19 protein-coding genes are annotated in these 17,580 nt (G+C 62.0%); 8 read left to right on the top strand and 11 right to left on the bottom strand.

Annotated elements, in window-relative coordinates; genetic code table 11:
* The first annotated feature begins 743 nt into the window (after window positions 1-743).
* The gene (locus tag F3Y30_RS11315; protein WP_203422838.1) at window positions 744-3,611 is read left to right on the top strand and encodes a ribonuclease E/G; all 2,868 of its coding nucleotides are present in this window, start codon (window positions 744-746) and stop codon (window positions 3,609-3,611) included.
* Window positions 3,612-3,855: 244 nt separating this feature from the next.
* On the opposite strand, the gene F3Y30_RS11310 is transcribed toward F3Y30_RS11315, so the two are convergent.
* Window positions 3,856-5,010 (bottom strand): pyridoxal phosphate-dependent aminotransferase, encoded by a 1,155-nt coding sequence (locus tag F3Y30_RS11310; RefSeq protein ID WP_203422837.1) that lies wholly within the window; start codon window positions 5,008-5,010, stop codon window positions 3,856-3,858.
* A gap of 259 nt (window positions 5,011-5,269) precedes the next feature.
* Between F3Y30_RS11310 and F3Y30_RS11305 the strand changes: the two genes are divergently transcribed.
* The 5 genes from F3Y30_RS11305 (at window position 5,270) to aat (ending at window position 9,034) form a co-directional block, all read left to right on the top strand.
* Entirely contained in the window at window positions 5,270-5,998 is a 729-nt protein-coding gene (locus tag F3Y30_RS11305; RefSeq protein ID WP_246752972.1) for a DsbA family protein, read from the top strand.
* A 137-nt stretch (window positions 5,999-6,135) separates the two neighbouring features.
* Window positions 6,136-6,573: a type II 3-dehydroquinate dehydratase gene (gene aroQ / locus F3Y30_RS11300; protein ID WP_203422835.1), complete on the top strand. Its 438-nt coding sequence runs from the start codon at window positions 6,136-6,138 to the stop codon at window positions 6,571-6,573.
* Window positions 6,574-6,594: 21 nt separating this feature from the next.
* A complete protein-coding gene (accB, locus tag F3Y30_RS11295; RefSeq protein ID WP_203422834.1) occupies window positions 6,595-7,053 on the top strand; it encodes an acetyl-CoA carboxylase biotin carboxyl carrier protein in 459 nt (152 codons plus the stop codon).
* 10 nt (window positions 7,054-7,063) lie between these two features.
* On the top strand, window positions 7,064-8,407 hold the full coding sequence (accC, locus tag F3Y30_RS11290; RefSeq protein ID WP_203422833.1) for an acetyl-CoA carboxylase biotin carboxylase subunit: 1,344 nt from the start codon (window positions 7,064-7,066) through the stop codon (window positions 8,405-8,407).
* 12 nt (window positions 8,408-8,419) lie between these two features.
* Complete coding sequence (gene aat, locus F3Y30_RS11285) at window positions 8,420-9,034, top strand: leucyl/phenylalanyl-tRNA--protein transferase (RefSeq protein ID WP_203422832.1); 615 nt, start codon at window positions 8,420-8,422, stop codon at window positions 9,032-9,034.
* A gap of 117 nt (window positions 9,035-9,151) precedes the next feature.
* Here the strand turns inward: aat and F3Y30_RS11280 are convergent, their stop codons facing one another.
* From F3Y30_RS11280 to gatB, 5 genes are all read right to left on the bottom strand, one after another.
* Window positions 9,152-9,535: a DUF2155 domain-containing protein gene (locus F3Y30_RS11280; protein WP_246752971.1), complete on the bottom strand. Its 384-nt coding sequence runs from the start codon at window positions 9,533-9,535 to the stop codon at window positions 9,152-9,154.
* Between the two features lie 132 nt (window positions 9,536-9,667).
* Complete coding sequence (locus F3Y30_RS11275; protein ID WP_203422830.1) at window positions 9,668-10,063, bottom strand: NADH:ubiquinone oxidoreductase subunit NDUFA12; 396 nt, start codon at window positions 10,061-10,063, stop codon at window positions 9,668-9,670.
* A gap of 112 nt (window positions 10,064-10,175) precedes the next feature.
* Complete coding sequence (locus tag F3Y30_RS11270; protein WP_203422829.1) at window positions 10,176-10,640, bottom strand: GNAT family N-acetyltransferase; 465 nt, start codon at window positions 10,638-10,640, stop codon at window positions 10,176-10,178.
* A 188-nt stretch (window positions 10,641-10,828) separates the two neighbouring features.
* A complete protein-coding gene (locus F3Y30_RS11265; RefSeq protein WP_203422828.1) occupies window positions 10,829-11,326 on the bottom strand; it encodes a GNAT family N-acetyltransferase in 498 nt (165 codons plus the stop codon).
* A gap of 5 nt (window positions 11,327-11,331) precedes the next feature.
* Window positions 11,332-12,834 carry an Asp-tRNA(Asn)/Glu-tRNA(Gln) amidotransferase subunit GatB gene (gene gatB, locus F3Y30_RS11260; RefSeq protein WP_203422827.1) on the bottom strand — a complete coding sequence of 501 codons (1,503 nt, stop codon included), beginning with the start codon at window positions 12,832-12,834 and terminating at the stop codon, window positions 11,332-11,334.
* A gap of 166 nt (window positions 12,835-13,000) precedes the next feature.
* On the opposite strand from gatB, the gene F3Y30_RS11255 reads away from it, so the two are divergent.
* Both F3Y30_RS11255 and F3Y30_RS11250 read left to right on the top strand, forming a co-directional pair.
* Window positions 13,001-13,306: a DUF1294 domain-containing protein gene (locus tag F3Y30_RS11255; RefSeq protein ID WP_203422826.1), complete on the top strand. Its 306-nt coding sequence runs from the start codon at window positions 13,001-13,003 to the stop codon at window positions 13,304-13,306.
* 201 nt (window positions 13,307-13,507) lie between these two features.
* Window positions 13,508-13,765, top strand: coding sequence for a YjhX family toxin (locus F3Y30_RS11250; RefSeq protein WP_203426581.1), 258 nt, complete (start codon window positions 13,508-13,510; stop codon window positions 13,763-13,765).
* A 62-nt stretch (window positions 13,766-13,827) separates the two neighbouring features.
* Here F3Y30_RS11250 and F3Y30_RS11245 read toward each other — a convergent pair whose 3' ends face one another.
* The 5 genes from F3Y30_RS11245 to F3Y30_RS11225 form a co-directional block, all read right to left on the bottom strand.
* Window positions 13,828-14,340 (bottom strand): N-acetyltransferase, encoded by a 513-nt coding sequence (locus tag F3Y30_RS11245; RefSeq protein WP_203422825.1) that lies wholly within the window; start codon window positions 14,338-14,340, stop codon window positions 13,828-13,830.
* A 178-nt stretch (window positions 14,341-14,518) separates the two neighbouring features.
* Window positions 14,519-16,000 (bottom strand): Asp-tRNA(Asn)/Glu-tRNA(Gln) amidotransferase subunit GatA, encoded by a 1,482-nt coding sequence (gene gatA / locus F3Y30_RS11240; RefSeq protein WP_203422824.1) that lies wholly within the window; start codon window positions 15,998-16,000, stop codon window positions 14,519-14,521.
* 16 nt (window positions 16,001-16,016) lie between these two features.
* Window positions 16,017-16,481 carry a GNAT family N-acetyltransferase gene (locus F3Y30_RS11235; RefSeq protein WP_203422823.1) on the bottom strand — a complete coding sequence of 155 codons (465 nt, stop codon included), beginning with the start codon at window positions 16,479-16,481 and terminating at the stop codon, window positions 16,017-16,019.
* 3 nt (window positions 16,482-16,484) lie between these two features.
* Window positions 16,485-16,772, bottom strand: coding sequence for an Asp-tRNA(Asn)/Glu-tRNA(Gln) amidotransferase subunit GatC (gatC, locus tag F3Y30_RS11230; RefSeq protein ID WP_203422822.1), 288 nt, complete (start codon window positions 16,770-16,772; stop codon window positions 16,485-16,487).
* Between the two features lie 101 nt (window positions 16,773-16,873).
* Window positions 16,874-17,578 (bottom strand): metal-dependent hydrolase, encoded by a 705-nt coding sequence (locus F3Y30_RS11225; RefSeq protein WP_203422821.1) that lies wholly within the window; start codon window positions 17,576-17,578, stop codon window positions 16,874-16,876.
* Between the last annotated feature and the right edge of the window lie 2 nt (window positions 17,579-17,580).

The following is a 17,580-nucleotide window of genomic DNA, read 5'->3' as shown; positions in this document are numbered from 1 at the left end:
CAGCGACGGCAATGGCGCGCGCACCGCGTATCACCTTGCTCTGCTCAAGAGTTATTGACCGATTGCGAAAATCCAAAACCGTCCGTCCGTCTATCCAGGAGCCGATCTGGCGCGGCCAGAAGCGGCGGGCTCGCGGGAGGCACCTAATGCACCGCATCCTCCGTATCGGAGAAACACTGATGCGCGCAATACGGTTAATGAAGTGTTGCACGGGGGTGTGACGCCGCTCTGGATTCGAGCCGACCGATTCCAGCAGCATTATGACGGGATTTGGCTTTTCCCTTGCCATTGTGACATATAAAACATAAAAGCAAATTCAGGGAAAAAGCGTAGACGGGATAGAATCGCGTCAACAGGCAGCCATTCCATGGTGGAGGTGGCGCCGAACCGGGCATTCATCCGCCGTCGCAGCGCTCTATTCCTGCATACTAATGAATCGCGGTAATCCGGCGGTGGCCGGACCAGTTAGGGGTGGATCTCCACCAGTCGCCCTCAGGGGCATGTTTCATCGGACCACTAGGTCTAGGCATTGGCATTCTCGTTCGGTCATTGATGTCGTCGCAGCGGTATTCGTCAGAAGTTAACAGGCTCCGGAACGCTCCCGTACCGGCCAGTCCCTGTCTGCTGCTCCCTCACCCGGCGAGAACTTACATATCCGGCGCCAGGTCGCCATCCGCAGGCACGCCTCCCATGAGGAGCTCGCTGCCTGAGGGAACAAGGCCGCGCCGAGGAGCAGAAACTACATGGCAGAGAAAATGCTTATTGATGCGTCTCACGCCGAGGAGACGCGGGTTGTCGTCGTTCGCGGGAACCGCATAGAAGAATTCGACTTCGAGTCGGAGCACAAGAAACAGATCCGCGGCAACATCTACCTTGCCAAGGTCACGCGGGTCGAACCGTCGCTGCAGGCCGCCTTCGTCGATTACGGCGGAAACCGTCACGGCTTCCTGGCCTTCGCGGAAATCCATCCGGACTACTATCAGATCCCGCTGGCGGACCGGCAGGCCCTTCTGAGGGCCGAGGCCGAAGAACACCGGCACGACAACGACATCGAGCAGATCGAGACCGGAACTGACGTCAAGGCGAGCGAAGAGTCGTCGGTGGAAACCGAAGCTGCCGAAACCGACCAGCCTGTCGTCGAAGTGGCGGTAGCGGAAGAGGTTTCCGTCGAAGCAGAGGTTGTCGAGGAAAAGCCGAAGGCCAAGCCACGCCGCACCCGCAAGGCGCGCACCAAGGCAGCGGCAAGCGAAGAGACAGAGCAGCCAGCCGAAGAAGCGGCCGCCGCAGAACAATCCGATGACGGCGAAACCCCGTCCGGCAGCATGGCCGCGGTTGTCGACACGGATGAAGTCTCCGAGTCGCTCGACGGCCGCCGCAATCGCGACGACGACGATGACGACGACGATCACGGCCACGAAGAGAAGGAAGTGATCGAATCCGTCGGCGCGGAAGACGCGATGGAAGAGGTTCCCGATCGTGCTGCACGCAGGCCCCGCAAGCAGTACCGGATTCAGGAAGTCATCAAGCGGCGCCAGATCCTGCTGGTGCAGGTCGCCAAGGAAGAACGCGGCAACAAGGGTGCTGCGCTCACGACCTATCTCTCGCTTGCCGGCCGCTATTCGGTTCTCATGCCGAACACGGCGCGTGGCGGCGGCATTTCCCGCAAGATCACCAATCTCCAGGACCGCAAGCGCCTGAAGGAAATCGCCCGCGGCCTCGAAGTGCCGCAGGGTATGGGCGTCATCCTGCGCACCGCCGGTGCCAACCGCACCAAGGTCGAGGTCAAGCGCGACTTCGAATACCTGATGCGCCTTTGGGAGAACGTCCGTACGCTTACACTGAGTTCGACGGCTCCCTGCCTCGTCTATGAGGAAGGCAGCCTGATCAAGCGCTCGATCCGCGATCTCTACAACAAGGACATCGGCGAGATCATCGTTGCCGGCGAGGAAGGCTACAAGGAAGCCAAGGGCTTCATGAAGATGCTGATGCCGAGCCACGCGAAGGTCGTCCAGCCCTACCGCGACGTGCATCCGATCTTCTCCCGGTCGGGCATCGAAGCCCAGCTCGACCGCATGCTGCAGCCCCAGGTGACCCTCAAGTCCGGCGGCTACATCATCATCAACCAGACCGAAGCCCTCGTATCGATCGACGTCAACTCCGGACGCTCCACCCGCGAGCATTCGATCGAAGAGACGGCGCTGCAGACAAACCTCGAGGCAGCCGAGGAAGTCGCGCGCCAGCTGCGCCTTCGCGACCTTGCCGGTCTCGTCGTCATCGACTTCATCGACATGGAGGAGAAGCGCAACAACCGCGCGGTCGAAAAGCGCCTCAAGGACCATCTGAAGAACGATCGCGCCCGCATCCAGGTCGGCCGCATCTCGCACTTCGGCCTGCTCGAGATGTCCCGCCAGCGCATTCGCGCGTCGGTTCTCGAAAGCACGATGCAGACCTGCCCGCACTGCAACGGCACGGGCCATATCCGCTCGCAGTCCTCGGTCGCGCTCCATGTGCTGCGCGGCATCGAGGAATACCTGCTCAAGAACACCACGCACAACATCACCGTCCGCACGATCCCGGACATCGCGCTTTATCTACTGAACTACAAGCGCGGCACGATCACGGACTACGAAGCCCGCTTCGGCGTCCAGATCATCATCGAGGCCGATGCGCATGTGGGTGCACAGCACTTCGCGATCGACCGCGGCGAACCGGTGGAAAACCCGGTGAAGATCGAACAGATCCTTCACTTCGAGCCGGAGCCGGAAGAAGAGGAAGACATTCCCGTCGAGGAAGAGATCGACGAAGAGGAAGTCATCGAGAGCCGTCCTGCCGCGGCAGCGCAGCAGCAGCAGGACGACCAGAACGGCCGCAAGCGCAAGCGCCGTCGCCGGCGCCGCGGACGTGGCGGCCGTGAAGGCGGCGAAGGTGCCGAGGGCGCCGACACTGCATCGTTCGGTGGCGAGGCTGCCGATGACGAACTCGGCGAAGACGAGGATGAAGGCGACGAGGCCGCGGCTGCGAGCGATGCGAGCGCCGAAAGCGTGAGCGAACAGCAGAAGCGCAAGCGTCGCCGGCGCGGCAAGCGCGGCGGTCGTCGAAACCGTCCGGAGGGTGCCGAAGGCGCCGATCTCGAAGCGACGGCGGACGAAGCCGACGACGAGACCGAGGACCATGTGAGCGACGCCGGAGACGCCGGTGCCGTTGCAGCGGTCATACCGGTCGAGGAACTGCCCGCCCCCACCGCGGTGGCCGCCGAAGCACCTGCCGAAGCCGTGGAAGCGCCTGCGGAAGAAGCTCCGGCCAAGCCGAAGCGTACCCGCAAGCCTAAGGCAAAGGCCAAGGAAGCGGTGGACGTCGACCAGACCGCACAGGCGGTAGTCGAGGCCCAGCCCGTGGAGACCGACGCTGCCGCCGAGGCAAAGCCGGCTCCGGAGCCGGAAGTCGAGGAAGCTGCCGCTGTGCTCGACGATGCGAAGCCCGTTCGTGCCAACCGCGACCTGGCAAACATTGCAAGCGCGCCTGTCGTGACCTCTTCCTCCAAGCAGGAAGACGAGGAAAAGGCAGACAAGCCCAAGAAGGGCGGATGGTGGCAGCGCAAGGGTTTCTTCTGAGACACCGCGCGACTTCACACAGACATACGAGCGAACCCGGCTTAGTGCCGGGTTCTTTCGTTTTATGAGACCTAAAGATGGATGCGGGTTCCGAGGTCCGCGCCTTTAGAACCATGTATCAGGGAGGCGCAGCTTGTGCGCGCCGACGCTGCGACACGATTGGGCGCACTGCCGCACGCGTCAGGCAGGCAGTCGCTCCCGAACTCTCCCGGACGATACGAAATGTCTGTTTTGTGAAGATCGTCTATTCGAGCCAGGCGCCGATCCGGTCCATGGCTTCCACCATGTCGTCGTAGCTTCCGGCATAGGAGAACCGCATCGTGCGGTGTCCCTCGATGGGATCGAAGTCGAACCCCGGCGTCGCCGCGACGTTGATCTCGGCGAGCATCTTTCGCGCGAAAGCCATGCTGTCGTTGGTGAAGCGGCTCACGTCCGCATAGGCGTAGAATGCACCATCCATCGGGGAAGCGATCGACAGGCCGAGTTCGGGCAGGCGCCGGGCGAGCATGTCGCGATTGCGGCGGTAGGCATCCCGGTACCGATCAAGTTCCTCCGTGGCGCCGAAGGCTGCGGCGGCTGCGATCTGGGAGAGTTCCGGGGCCGAGATGTAGAGGCTCTGGGCGACGCGCTCTATCGGGCGGACGAGTTCCTCCGGGAGAACCATCCAGCCGATGCGCCAGCCCGTCATGCAATAGTACTTGGAGAAGGAATTGATGACGACCGCCTGGTCGGTCAGTTCAAGAGCCGTCGTCTCCTGCCCGACAAAGGTGAGGCCATGGTAGATCTCGTCGGAAATGAAGGCGATGCCGTTTGCGGTGCAATAGTCAGCAAGGGCTTTCAGGTTGTCCCTGCCCGTCACCGTTCCCGTGGGGTTCGCCGGACTGGCGAGAAGCACGCCATCGAGCTTCTTGCCGCTTTCGCTCTGGGCCTTCTCGAGGCTCTCAGGGGTCAAGGTGAAGCCATTCTCTGCGCTCACCTCAATCTCCACCGTCTCGATTCCGAGCGCGGCGAGAATGTTGCGGTAGGCGGGATAACCCGGGCGGGCGATCGCAACCCGGTCGCCCGGATCGAAGAGGACGAGAAACGCGAGATTGAAGCCGGCCGACGAACCGGTGGTCACGGCGATGCGGCCGGGATCGACCGAAACGCCATGCCGTGTCCGGTAGTCGTCCGCGATCGCCTGGCGCAGCGCCTGAAGCCCGAGGGCGTCGGTATAGCCGATGCGACCATGCTCGAGGGCGGTGCGGGCCGCTGCAAGCACTGCCTGGGGCGCAGGATGCACCGGCTGGCCAACAGCCATGGAAATGACGGGATGGCCGGCCGACCTGCGTCTCGTCGCCTCCGCCAGAACGTCCATGGCGTGAAAGGGCTCGACTGCGCTGCGTCTGGAAAATTTCATCGAAGGCATCCCGTTATCTGTGCATCGCCGTTTCCTGTGCCGCAAGAATCACCTGTTCACAATCCCGCGACCACCGGAATTCCGCCGCTTTTGCAGTTTCGTTTGCCGGGCAGCCGCCGTAAGTTCGAATCACCGAATGGCGGAAAGCGCCACGCGACGCTGGCTGCGCGCGACATGGATGTGACGGAGCACCCGGCTCTGCGATTTGACGAGGACTGTAACGGCAATGAAATTGGCTCAATCCCTGGCGGCCGGCGCCATGGCGCTCGCTCTCGGCACGGCAGTGCCCCTGCAGGCTTTCGCGCTTGACGACAAGCAGAAGGAAGAGATCGGCGCCTATATCAAGGAATACCTCCTCGCCAATCCCGAAATCCTCATAGACGTTCAGGAAGCCCTCCAGGACAAGCAGGCGAAGGCCCAGCAGGCTCAGGCCCAGGCCGCGATAGTTGACAACGAGAAGGAGATCTTCTCGTCAAAGAACGACGTCACGCTCGGCAATCCGGATGGCGATGTCACGGTCGTCGAGTTCTTCGACTACAACTGCGGCTATTGCAAGCGGGCGCTGTCCGACATGGATGACATCCTGGCCAAGGACAAGAACGTCCGCTTCGTGCTCAAGGAATTGCCGATTCTCGGCCCCGATTCGCTTGCCGCCCACAAGGTAAGCGCCGCATTCCGCGACCTCGCTCCCGAAAAATATGGCGAGTTCCACCGCACGCTGCTCGGGGGAGAAGGCCGCGCCACGGAAGAGAGCGCCATCGAGGTCGCCGTCAAGCTTGGCGTCACCGAGGCGGACATCCGCAAGGCGATGGAAGAAAAGCCCCATGACGATGCGGTGCGCGCGACCTACTCGCTTGCAAACAGTCTCGGCATCACCGGCACGCCCTCCTACATCATCGGCAAGGAGGCTGTGTTCGGCGCCATCGGTTCCGAGGCCATAGAGGACAAGGTCGCCAACGTGCGCGCCTGCGGCCAGACGGCATGCTGAAGACCGCCATCATTCGGCCATCCCGATCGTGTTGAGCCAATCCCACTTGTGGACAAGCTTGCATACCCGTGTTGGGGCTTTCCCTGCAGGGACCGCCGGTCTATAGGTAAATTTCGATCCAGCATGCGGAATTTCGAATGGCATCCACGTTTTTCGTGCTCAACGGACCTAACCTCAATATGCTCGGCAAACGCGAGCCCGGTATCTATGGCGGGCAGACGCTCGCGGACATAGAAGCGCTTTGCCGCGACGAAGGCGCCAAACTCGGCTTCGACATCGATTTCCGGCAATCCAACCACGAGGGCACGCTCGTCGACTGGATCCACGAGGCCGGGAGCAAGGCGGCGGGCATCGCCATCAATCCCGGCGCCTATGGACATACGTCCATCGCGATGCACGATGCGATCCGCTCGATCTCGGTCCCGGTCGTCGAGCTGCATCTTTCGAACATCCATGCGCGCGAAGAATTCCGGCACAAATCCATGATCGCTCCCGCGGTCAAGGGCGTCATCTGCGGATTTGGCGCCCACAGCTACATCCTTGCGCTGAACGCGCTTTCCAACATCACGAAATAACAAGAAAAAGAGGCTTTTCCCATGGCTGACAAGAAACAGGGTATCGACCAGACGCTGATCCGCGATCTTGCCAATATCCTCAACGAGACCGATCTGACCGAGATCGAAGTGGAGCAGGACGACCTGCGCATCCGCGTCTCGCGCGCCGGCACGCCGCAATACGTTTCCGCGCCGGTTCCGGCTGTGGCAGCACCGGTGGCTGCGGTTTCCGTCGCTGCACCGGCTGCCGAGACCGCTCGTACCAACAAGAACGCGGTCACCGCACCGATGGTCGGAACCGCCTATCTTGCCGCGGCACCGGGCGCCCGTCCGTTCGTCGAAGTCGGCGCGACTGTCACCGAGGGCCAGACGATCCTCATCATCGAAGCCATGAAGACGATGAACCAGATTCCGGCGCCGCGTTCCGGCAAGGTCGTTGAAATCCTCGTGGAAGACGCTGCCCCGGTCGAGTATGGCGAACCGCTGATCGTCATCGAGTAAGGCCAGGCTCATGATTTCCAAGATCCTCATAGCCAACCGCGGCGAAATCGCCCTCCGGGTCCTCAGGGCCTGCAAGGAGCTCGGCATCGCCACAGTCGCCGTGCACTCGACGGCGGATGCCGACGCGATGCACGTCCGCCTTGCCGACGAAAGCGTCTGCATCGGCCCGCCGCCCTCGCGCGAAAGCTACCTGAACATCCACCAGATCGTCGCTGCCTGCGAGATCACGGGCGCGGATGCGGTGCACCCGGGATACGGCTTCCTGTCGGAAAATGCGAAGTTCGCTGAGATCCTCGATGCGCACGGCATAACCTTCATCGGGCCGACCGCCGAGCACATCCGCATCATGGGTGACAAGATCACCGCCAAGAAGACGGCGGAAGAGCTTGGCATTCCCGTGGTTCCGGGCTCGGACGGCGAGGTCAAGCCGGAGAACGCGCGGGAGATCGCCCGCAAGATTGGCTTCCCTGTCCTGATCAAGGCGACCGCCGGCGGCGGCGGACGCGGCATGAAGGTCGCCAGGACCGAGGCCGACCTGGACGAAGCCATTTCGACGGCACGCGCCGAGGCTGCGGCCGCATTCGGCAACGACGCGGTCTACATGGAAAAGTACCTTGGCCAGCCGCGGCACATCGAGGTGCAGATTGTTGGCGACGGCGAAGGCAATGCGATCCACCTCGGTGAACGCGATTGCTCGCTCCAGCGGCGCCACCAGAAGGTCTGGGAAGAAGCGAACTCCCCTGCCCTCAACGTCGAACAGCGGATGAAGATCGGCCAGGTCTGCGCCGATGCGATGAAGAAGCTGAAGTACCGCGGTGCCGGCACCATCGAATTCCTCTACGAGAACGGCGAGTTCTATTTCATCGAAATGAACACGCGTCTCCAGGTGGAACACCCGATCACCGAGGCCATTACCGGAATCGATCTCGTACACGAGCAGATCCGCGTCGCCTCCGGCGGCGGGCTCTCGGTCCGCCAGGAAGATATCGTCTTCTCCGGACACGCGATCGAATGCCGCATCAATGCCGAGGATGCACGTACCTTCGTGCCCTCGCCCGGCACGATCACGCATTTCCACGCACCGGGTGGTCTTGGAGTGCGCATCGATTCCGGCGCCTATCAGGGCTATCGGATTCCTCCGTACTACGACAGCCTGATCGGCAAACTGATCGTTCACGGACGCACCCGTGTCGAATGCATGATGCGTCTGCGTCGCGCTCTCGACGAATTCGTGGTAGATGGTATCAAGACGACATTGCCGCTGTTCCAGGATCTCGTATCCAACCAGGACATCGCCAATGGTGACTACGACATCCATTGGCTGGAGACCTATCTGGCCAAAACCTCCCACTGAGGATGAACCGCGATGGCGGGGCGACGCAGCAGACAACCGGACATAACGCCGGAACTTCTCCTGCGCGCCTACTCCATCGGCCTCTTCCCGATGGCTGACTCGGCAGACGACCCGGAACTCTTCTGGGTCGAGCCCGACATGCGCGGCATCATTCCGCTAGACAAGTTTCACGTCTCGCGCAGCCTCGCCAAGACGATCCGAAAGAAGCCCTTCGACATCCGCGTCGACACCGCATTCGACGCAGTGATTGCCGCCTGTGCCGAAGCTGCACCGGACCGGCCGTCCACCTGGATTAACCGGAAGATCAAGGCCCTCTACTCCACGCTCCATCACATGGGACATGCCCATTCCGTCGAGGCCTGGGAAGGCGACCATCTCGTCGGTGGTCTCTATGGCGTTTCGCTGGGGGCTGCGTTCTTCGGTGAAAGCATGTTCTCCCGGCGCACGGACGCCTCCAAGATATGCCTCGTCTATCTCGTCGAACGGATGAAGGCGAAGGGCTTCCGGCTGCTTGATACGCAGTTCACCACCGAACACCTGAAGTCCTTCGGGGCGATCGACGTGCCCAAGCACAAGTACGAGGACCTGCTCGCAAGAGCCCTCTCCTCGCCGCACCTGCGCTTCTGAAGCGGGGATCGGGCGCCCGGCGCCGAACTCGCTCCATCGTTTTCATTTGAAATCCAGAGAGCGTTGCCGCACTGGCCCAGGCTTGAGCGATGGGATCCGCTGGCCGAAATACCCGGCCTACTGCGTCTGTGTGGTTTCCGGCGGAGGAACGTCGGACTTCACCTTGCACTCGACGAGCCACACGTCATAGACCGGATGCTCGACGGCATTGAGACCGGGGCTGTCGGCGAACATCCATCCGGTGAAGATGCGGCGGATCTTGCGGTCGAGCGTGATTTCGTCGACCTCCACGAAGGTCGTCACCTTCTGCGCTTCCGTATCGTCGCGATTGTAGCAGACGCGCGGAGTGACCTGCAGGGCACCGAACTGGACGGTCTCGCCGATGTAGACGTCGAAGCTCGTGATGCGGCCGGTAATCTTGTCGATGCCGGAGAATACCGCGACGGGATTGGAGATGCGCGTCGCCTCGGCCGGAAGCGCCGCCAGAAGGACAGCACCCATCGTCACGGCTGCCGCTGCTCCCGCGCAAACAGTTCTCAGGCTGTCCGTAAATTTCATCTGTGCCATTCTCCTGCGGTCGCGCAGCCTTTTATCTTCAGCCATGCGCTACCGGGCAAATGTGGCCAATCTGTATCAGGAGCGCGGCGACCAGGCGTCGTAGTCACCCGTGACGCGAGGACGTTCGCCGGTGACGGCAAGCGAGCCCGGCGGACGATAGGCCTGAGCACTACCGGTGCCGTTTGCACGGTGGGTCTTCTGCCATTCGCGCGGCTTGTATTCCTCATCCGCCGGCGAAACGTCGGTGCGATGGTGCATCCAACCATGCCAGCCGGGAGGAATTGCCGATGCGTCGGCATAACCGTTGTAGATGACCCAGCGCCTTGTACGGCCCTCGGAGTCCTTGCCGCCCTGATAGTAGACGTTGCCGAATTCGTCTTCACCGACCTTGGTGCCGAAGCGCCAGGTGTGAAAGCGCGTTCCGATCGTCTGGTTGTTCCACCAGGTAAAGATTTGCAGAAGAAGCTTCATGGGATCGCCGTCCTTGGCAGAGCAGCACGGAGTGCCACTCCTTCTCGAATTACACACTGCGCTTATGGCGCGCCACCGCCGCAATGTCCAGCGATTCCCGCTGTTTCACCCTTCATTTCAGCCGGAGCTTGAAGCCGATATGCGATGGCTCGAAGCCCAGGCGCGCATAGAACCGATGGGCATCCTTGCGAACCGCGTTGGAGGTCAGTTGAATCTTGCCCAGCCCCTGACGGCGCGCCTCTTCGATGGCAAAGCGGATCATGGCCTCGCCGATCCCCCGCCCCCGCCGATCCTGCCGCGTCTGGACCGCCTCCAGCAGCAGGCTAGAACTTCCTCGGCCGGGCAGGCTGGAGAGAACCGTCGTCTGGAACGTCCCGACGATTTCGCCGCCGATCTCGGCGACGAAGAGCGTGTCGTTCGGCGAAGCCTCGATCCGGTCGAAGGCTCTCACGTAGTCGTCGTAAGCCCTCTCTTCCGTCGTATCGCCATGGCCGCCGAGGGCGTCCGCGGCAAAGATCGCAATCAGCGCCCGAAGGTCGGCGCGCGTTGCGGTCCGTATCGTGGTTGTGTGCGCCATTCCATCCATGTCGTGCGAACTCCTCGTGTCGACGGGACACTTGGCATCGTTCCACGAAGGGAATGTGACAGCGGAGTGAAAGATTTCCAACGTGTGCCGCGAACGGCCGAACTCGCTACGCAGGCTTTAACGTGTTGTTTTTACGCTGTCTTGTGCCGGAATCGGTGAACACATCGGGGAGATGCGCGTCAGAGCAGCGACTTCTGCATGATGAGCGCGGGAATGCCCGACTGGGCATCGTTGCAACTGGCCGTATCGCCGGTTTTCACGAAGCCGTGCGCCAGATAGAAACCTATCGCGGCATGGTTCTGCGGCTCCACCTCCAACTGCATGATCTCCGCATCGGGAAAGCATGTCTCGAGCTCGGCGAACATCTCGCGGCCGACGCCCTGGCGCTGGAACTTCGGCAGCACGTAGAGCTGATGCAGAATGGCACCTTTCCGCAGGGTATCGGACATCGCGGCATATCCCATGCCGCCGATCTCCTTGCCGTTGTCGGCGACCACGAACTCCGAATTCTTCCGGGCAAGCTGCGCTTTAAGCGCCGGCACGGAATGCCATCTCGCCGTCAGCTCCGCGACCTTGTCGGCGCCGTAGAGCGCGTCGTAGGTCGCGTGCCATGTCTCACCGAGGAGCGTGCTGACCTTGGCCAGATCACGCTCCGATGCGGTGCGGACGAAGAACATCGGGGTCAGTCCTCGAGGCCGAGCTTGGCCTTGACGAGCGCCTGAACGGCCTGCGGGTTGGCCTTGCCGCCCGTTGCCTTCATGACCTGACCGACGAACCAGCCGGCAAGCGAGGGCTTTGCCTGCACCTTGGCCACCTGGTCGGGATTGGCGGCGATGATCTCGTCGACGGCCTTCTCGATGGCGCCGGTATCGGTCACCTGCTTCATGCCGCGTGACTCGACGATCTCCGTGGGAGAACCGCCCTCGTTCCAGACAATCTCAAAGAGGTCCTTGGCGATTTTTCCGGAGATCGTGCCATCCTTGATCAGATCGATGATCTGGCCGAGCTGGACCGGAGAAACAGGCGTCTCTTCAATGCCTTTGCCGGCCTTGTTCAAGGCGCCGAGCAGGTCGTTGATGACCCAGTTCGCGGCGATCTTGCCGTCGCGGCCAGCGGCCACAGCCTCGAAGTAGTCGGCAATTGCCTTCTCGGACACCAGAACCGAGGCGTCGTAGACTGAAAGGCCGAGATCCTTGACAAATCGCTCTTTCTTGTCGTCGGGCAGCTCCGGCAGATCGGCAAGCAGCTTGCCGACGAACGCATTGTCGAACTCGAGCGGCAGAAGATCCGGATCGGGGAAATAGCGATAGTCGTGCGCATCCTCCTTGGAGCGCATAGAACGCGTCTCACCCTTGCCGGGATCGAAAAGGCGGGTTTCCTGGTCGATCGAGCCGCCGTCCTCCAGAATGCCGATCTGGCGACGCGCTTCATATTCGATCGCCTGTCCGACAAAGCGGATGGAGTTGACGTTCTTGATCTCGCAGCGCGTGCCGAATCCCTCACCCGGCCGGCGGACGGAGACGTTCACGTCCGCGCGCATCGAGCCTTCGTCCATGTTGCCGTCGCAGGTTCCGAGATAGCGCAGAATGGTCCGCAGCTTGGTCAGGTAGGCCTTGGCCTCATCCGAGGACCGCAGATCCGGCTTCGACACGATTTCCATCAGCGCGACGCCCGAACGGTTGAGATCCACGTAGGACATCGTGGGGTGCTGGTCGTGCATGGACTTGCCGGCGTCCTGCTCGAGGTGGAGGCGCTCGATTCCGATCTCCACGTCCTCGAAGTTGCCCTGGCGGTCAGGACCGATCGAGATCGTGATCTTGCCCTCGCCGACGATGGGATCCTTGTACTGCGAGATCTGGTAGCCCTGCGGCAGGTCCGGATAGAAGTAGTTCTTGCGGTCGAAGACGGAGCGATGATTGATCTGCGCCTTGAGGCCGAGGCCGGTGCGAACCGCCTGCTTCACGCACTCCTCGTTGATCACCGGAAGCATGCCGGGCATGGCCGCATCTACGAGAGAAACATTGGCGTTCGGGGCATTGCCGAACTCCGTGGCAGCACCGGAGAAGAGCTTCGAGCTGCTGGTGACCTGCGCGTGCACCTCCATGCCGATGATCACCTCCCAGTCGCCGGTGGCACCGGGGATGTAGCGTTTCGGATCGGAGATGCGGACGTCGACAATGGTCATGATTAGCTCTTTGAAGATCGCTTCGGGTGGCTGATTTTCGAACTGTGTCGGTAGACCATATGGGCCTGTGGCGCAAGGCTTTCGCCCTCCCACGCCCGGCTGCAACGATAGCGCCCCCGTAAAATCCGTGAGCGAGGCGTTAACGGGCACCGGCTATGCTTGAACGATGAGCGCCTTGCCGATTGCCGTCGCCCTTGTGGCGATCAATTTTCTAACGTTCCTCGTCTTCTGGTGGGACAAGGAAGCAGCCCGCGCCGGAGAATGGCGGGTGCGGGAACGCACGCTTCTCGGCTTGGCCCTCGTTGGCGGAAGCCCCGGCGCCATTCTTGCCCAACGCTTGTTGCGTCACAAGACGCGCAAGGAGCCGTTCGCCTCCATCTTGAAGCTCATCATCGGCTGTCAACTTGCGCTGGCGATCATCTCGATCTTAGCGCCAGACTGGTTTTTCCGGGTGATCGCACAGGCACCTTGACCGCCCTGGCGCGACTTCCTAAGTTCGGCGCGTCCAATATGGGGAGCATTTCATGCACTCTTCGAGAGAGTCCCGCTAAGGGCCCTGCCCGCAAATTCATCTTGCGCGCATGGGCCGGGAAAAACGCTTCAGCCTGCCTGGCATAGCCTGGCGGATCGTTTTTTCGCGTTCTCGAAGAACGCCCCTATGGACTTCACCGATATGGATATTTCCCACGCAGAACAGCGCATTCTCCATCTGCTCGCCCAAGGCGGCAGGATCGAACTCGAGCGGGACGAAACCCGCACCATCATCAACGTCTTCTGCATCACGCGCGACGGCTGGCGGGCCAACGGCCTCGACATCGAGCTGTTTAGAAAGCTGAAGCGACGCAAATGCATCTCGTCCAGCGGCGGAAGACCCTATCGGATCACCGGGCGTGGGCTCGTCCTGGTACGGTCCCAGCTCGACAATTGTTGACAAGTGCGTGCGCGACTTCGGTCGCGCACGTCTTCCGGCGTGTCGGGTTGTCCGAAAAATGCTCAGAAGCCGTTCGATCCGTAGCCGAGCGGCTCATCCTCCACCAGGTTGCGGCGCAGCCCGATCGACTCGACGTCGCGGTCGAGCTTGGGCGAATAGGCAACGGACAGCCAGCTGACCGAATAGCCGTGTTTGCGAAAGAAGGAGAGCGCCAGCGCGTTGCGGGCGTGGGTCTGCAATCCTGCCGCCTCATGGGAGGCTTCCACCATTTCGGCCTCTACAGCTGAAAGAAGAGCCGAACCGATCCCCTGCCGCTGCGCCTGTGGCGCAACCCAGAGGTCGGTGATCTCCTCGTCCATTGCCTCGCGGGCCGCCCAGCCGGCAAGCACGCCATCCAGTTCCGCAGCGATAACCGTGGACCAGTGCCTGCTGAGGAATGCGGCGAAGGCGTTGCGCGCGTTCTCTCTCAGCGCATCGAGGTCGGCAACGCCGAGCACCGCCTGTTCCCAGGCAAGCATGCCGATATCCGCCAGCGCAGAAACCTCATGCTGTCGCGCATTTCGAATGCTGATCATGAAGCCGGCCCCTTTCCCCGGCAATCATCAAACCATCCGAATCATCGTTTGGCGAGGGGCAACTGCAACCTGCGAACGAGCGCGGGTCGTCGAGGTACCGAACCTTCGGTACAGGAGCTGGGGCGGAACCTATGCCGCAGGTCGCGCCGCCATCGGGGACGGCGGCGCGATCAGGAAATTACCACCACTTGGTGGGTGCGAAGCGACCTGCTGCCTGTTCAATGACGTGCGCCGTCTTGAAGAGCGTCTCTTCATCGAACGGCTTGCCGATGAGCTGCAGGCCGAGCGGCAGGCCCTTGTGGTCGAGGCCGGCGGGAACCGCGATGCCCGGAAGACCCGCCATGTTCACCGTCACCGTGAAGATGTCGTTCAGGTACATCTTCACCGGATCGGCGGCGAGATCCTCGTCGGCGATGCCGAAGGCCGAGGACGGGGTGGCGGGCGTCAGGATGGCGTCGACGCCGGCATTGAAGACGAGTTCGAAATCGCGCTTGATCAGCGTGCGGACCTTCTGAGCCTGTAGGTAGTACGCATCGTAGTAACCAGCCGAAAGCACGTAGGTGCCGATCATGATGCGGCGCTTGACCTCCTTGCCGAAGCCGGCGGCGCGCGTCTTCTCGTACATGTCGACGATGTCCTTGCCTTCGACGCGCAGGCCGTAGCGAACGCCGTCGTAACGGGCAAGGTTCGACGATGCCTCGGCGGGGGCGACGATGTAGTAGGCCGGCAGCGCGTACTTCGTGTGGGGCAGGCTGATGTCGACAATCTCGGCGCCCGCTTCCTTGAGCCAGGCGATGCCCTGCTGCCAGAGCGCTTCGATCTCCTCCGGCATGCCGTCGACGCGGTACTCCTTCGGGATACCGATTCTCATGCCCTTCACGGACTGTCCGATCGACTTTTCATAGTCCGGCACCGGCAGGTCGACGGAGGTGGTGTCCTTCGCATCGACGCTTGCCATGGATTTCAGGAGGATAGCCGCATCGCGGACGTCGCGGGCAATCGGGCCAGCCTGGTCCAGCGAGGACGCGAACGCGACTACGCCCCAACGCGAGCATCGTCCGTAGGTCGGCTTGATGCCGACGGTACCCGTGAAGGCCGCAGGCTGGCGGATCGAGCCGCCCGTATCCGTCGCGGTGGCGCCGGCGCAGAGGAACGCGGCCACGGCAGCAGCCGAGCCGCCGGACGACCCACCCGGCACGAGGTCCAGGTTCGAGCCCTTTGCGCGCCAGGGGTTCTTCACCGGACCGTAGAACGAGGTCTCGTTCGACGAGCCCATGGCAAACTCGTCCATGTTCAGCTTGCCGAGCATGACGGCGCCATCGTTCCAGAGGTTCTGGGTCACGGTCGATTCGTATCGCGGCTTGAACCCGTCGAGGATGTGGCTGCAAGCCTGGGTATGAACGCCTTCCGTCCCGAAGAGGTCCTTGATGCCCAGCGGGATGCCTTCGAGCGCTCCCGCCTTGCCCTCGGCTATGCGGTCGTCGGATGCCTTTGCCATCTCGCGGGCCTTCTCAGGCGTCACCGTGACATAGGCATTGAGCGCCCCGTTCGCAGCCTCGATCGCCGCAAGGTAGGCATCCGTCAGCTCGACGGCAGTGATCTCCTTGCCAGCGAGCTTTTCGCGGGCTTCGGCAATGGTCAGGCGGGTAAGATCGGTCATGGTGAAATCACTTCGGTCACGCAGCGCAAAGCTGCTTCTGGTAGAACACTGAATAAGGCGAAGCCGGATAGTCGAGAACCGGGCCGCAAAGCGAGAAGCCGGCTTTCTCGTAGAGTGCCCAGGCAGCCGGATGGCGGTCCCCCGTTTCCAGCACCAGCGTGGCGAGATTCTCGGATTCTGCAGCCGCGATGATCCGGGAGAGGATCGCCTTGCCGACCCCCTGCCCCTGCCATTGCGGGCGGGTGAACATGCGCTTCACCTCGCCAACGGTCGAGGAATGGCGCTTCAGCGCACCGCATCCGACCACTTCGCCGCCATCACGGGCGATCCAGACGGTCACGGACGGCTCGGCCATCTGCTCCACCGTAAGATGAAAGCAGGCTTCCGGAGGCGAAAGTGCCAGCAGCGTGTCGTTCAGATCCGCGACGAGATCACGAACGTCGTCCTGCAGCGGGCTCTCGACTGCGAGGGTGATGGCCAAGATTTACTCCACCACTTTCGGCACGAGGAAGAAGTTGCGGTCGGTAACGGGTGCATTGGCAACGATATCGGTGGCCTTGTTGCCGTCCGTTACCGCGTCGACACGCTCCTTCATCTCCATCGGAGTAACCGACGTCATCGGAGCGACGCCTTCGACATCCACTTCCGAGAGTTGCTCCACGAAGCCGAGAATGGCGTTCAGCTCGCCCGTCATGCGGCTGGCCTCCTCTTCGGTGACTGCGATGCGAGCAAGGTGCGCCACGCGCTTCACGGTGGCAAGATCTACGGACATGGGCGTTCTCCGGCAGAAAATTTGCTATCGCTATAATGACCAAGCATCAGAGGCGCAACGGGGGAATGCCCACGCTTGCGCCTCACCGGGCATTTTCGCTGTCAACGCGAAAGGCCGACGCCGACTTTGGCCACCTCTACCTTCGTTGCGACCCCGTCCATGCCGGCCACGAACTTGTCAGCCGTCTTGTCGATGATCCCGAACGAGCCGTAGTGGCACGGAATGACCGTTTCGAACTTGAAGTAGCGCTGGCAGGCAAGAGCAGCCACGGCTCCTCCCATGGTGAAACGGTCGCCGATGGGCACGAGGCCAATCTCGGGCATGTGCAGCTCGTTGATCAGAGCCATGTCGGAGAAGATGTCCGTGTCACCCATGTGATATAGCGTCGGCTCGTCCTCGAAATGCAGGACGAGGCCGTTGGCGTTGCCGAGAGAATGGGAAACGCCGTCCTCGGTGATCTGCGCCGACGAATGCAGTGCATTGACGAAGGTCGCGGAGAAACCATCGAAGTGAACCGTGCCACCTGTGTTGCCCATCTCCAGCTTGGAGACGCCCCTGGAGCCAAGCCAGGCCGCGAGGTCCGCATTGGCGAGGACCGTGGCACCGGTCTCCTTGGCAATCGCGATCGTATCGCCGACATGGTCGCCATGTCCGTGGGTCAGCAGAACGTGGGTAAGGCCGGCGACGGCATCGCGGCGGGTCGCCTCATCGAAGGCCGGGTTACCGGTGAAGAACGGGTCGATCAGGATTTTCGCGTTTGCCGTCTCGATGTGAAAGGCCGAATGGCCGAGCCAGGTGATCTTCATGA

Origin of the sequence: Sinorhizobium sp. BG8 (genome assembly GCF_016864555.1) — a bacterium.
Classification (GTDB): domain Bacteria; phylum Pseudomonadota; class Alphaproteobacteria; order Rhizobiales; family Rhizobiaceae; genus BG8.
Note: the sequence above shows the minus strand (reverse complement) of the source record. Positions and strands in the feature narration are given on the sequence as shown.